The following is a 2,026-nucleotide window of genomic DNA, read 5'->3' as shown; positions in this document are numbered from 1 at the left end:
GTCAACGGCCGCGACCACACGGTCGACGCCGATCCCGGCACTCCCATCCTCTGGGCCCTGCGTGACACGCTGGGCATGACCGGCACCAAGTTCGGCTGCGGCGCGGCGCTGTGCGGCGCCTGCACGGTGCACCTGGACGGCCAGGCCATCCGCTCGTGCATCACGCCCATCTCGGCCGCAGAGGGCAAGAAGATCGTCACCATCGAGGCCGCAACGGACGGCAGCGACCCGGTCGGTGCCGCGGTGCATACCGCGTGGGTCAAGCACGACGTGGCGCAGTGCGGCTACTGCCAGAGCGGCCAGATCATGAGCGCCACGGCGTTCCTCAAGTCGCAGCCCCGGGGCAAGCAGCCCACGGCGGCCGAGATCGATGCCGCCATGGCCGGCAACATCTGCCGCTGCGGCACCTACGCCCGCATCCGCGCCGCGGTGGCCGATGCCGCCAAATCCCTGGCCTGAAGGAGCATCCGCCATGTTGCCCACTCACATCGATTCCACCGAACTGCCGCGCATCCTTCAGCGCCTGATGGCCGAAGCAAGCCAATCACAACCCGAGGACACCACCGCGCTGCCGCGCCGCAGCTTCCTCAAGCTGGCCGGCGCCGGCGGCCTCGCGCTTGGCGCCYTTCCCCACATGGCCATGGCGCAGGCCACCGGCAAGCAAGCGGCGGCCAGCACGCTCAAGCCGACGCAGCAGCCCTCGGCCTTCGTGCAGATCGCGCCCAACGGCGAAGTCACCGTGACCCACAACCGCCTCGAATTCGGCCAGGGGGTGCAGACCGGCCTGCCGATGATCCTGGCCGAGGAGCTCGATGCCGACTGGAGCCTGGTGCGCAGCAAGAGCGGCACCAATGACGCCGCCTACCACGACCCGGTCTTCGGCATGCACCTGACCGGCGGCTCCAACTCGATCAAGAACAGCTTCACGCAGTACCGCGAGCTCGGCGCGCGCGCCCGCGCCATGCTGCTGTCGGCCGCCGCGGCGCGCTGGAACGTCGACGTGGCCACGCTGCGCACGCAGGCCGGCACCGTGCTGGGCCCGAACGGCCGCAAGCTGGGCTACGGCGAACTGGCCGAAGCCGCCATGGCGCTGCCGGTGCCCGAGAAGGTCAGTCTGAAGGACCCCAAGGACTTCAAGCTCATCGGCCGACCGACCACGCGGCTGGATGCGCGCGCCAAGAGCAGCGGCCGGCAGGACTACGGCATCGACGTCAAGCATGCCGGCCAGCTCACGGCCGTGGTGGCGCATCCGCCGGTGTTCGGCGCGCGCCTGGCTTCGGTGGACGACAGCGCCGCGCGCGCCGTCAAGGGCGTGAAGGCCGTGCTGCGCGTGCCGCTGGACCGCGGCGCCGAGGGCGTGGCCGTGGTGGCCGACGGCTACTGGCCGGCCAAGCTGGGCCGCGATGCGCTCAAGCTGCAGTGGGATACGGCCGCCGTCGAAAAGGTCGACAGCGGCAGGCAACTGGTCCAGTACCGCGAACTGGCCAAGCAACCCGGCGCGCGCAAGTTCGACGCCGACATGGCGCCGTTGGCGAAGGCGCCGCGGCAGCTGGAAGCCGAGTTCGTGTTCCCCTACCTCGCCCATGCGCCGATGGAGCCGCTGAACTGCACCGTCAAGCTGTCGGGCGACAGCGCCGAGCTGTGGGTCGGCACCCAGTGCGCGGGACTCGACGGTGCCGCGGCGGCACGCGCGCTCGGCCTCAAGCCCGAGCAGGTGCGCGTGAACGTGCAGATGGCGGGCGGCGGCTTCGGCCGGCGCTTCGTGAGCACCAGCGACGTGATCGTGGAGGCCTGCGAGATCGCCAAGGCCGCGCGCGCCGCGGGCCTGAATGCGCCGGTGCGCCTGCTGTGGAGCCGCGAGGACGACATCAAGGGCGGCTACTACCGCCCCATGCACCTGCACCGGGCGCGCATCGGCTTCGACGAGCGCGGCAAGGTGCTGGCCTGGGACCACGTCATCGTGGGCCAGTCGATCACCGCCGGTTCCGTGTTCGAGCCCTTCCAGGTGAAGAACGGCATCGATGCC

2 protein-coding genes are annotated in these 2,026 nt (G+C 70.8%); both read left to right on the top strand.

The features are described 5' to 3' along the window. On the top strand, positions 1-459 hold a 459-nt coding region (locus AC1DOC_RS31235; protein ID WP_478131284.1), incomplete at its 5' end, for a (2Fe-2S)-binding protein. Positions 460-472: 13 nt separating this feature from the next. Then, positions 473-2,026 (top strand): xanthine dehydrogenase family protein molybdopterin-binding subunit (locus tag AC1DOC_RS31230; protein ID WP_478131283.1); only part of this gene is annotated, 1,554 nt, incomplete at its 3' end.

The sequence above is a fragment of the Variovorax sp. 01T439_2 genome, from assembly GCF_056398445.1.
The sequence above is the reverse complement of the archived record's forward strand: the minus strand, read 5'-3'. Positions and strand labels throughout refer to the sequence as shown.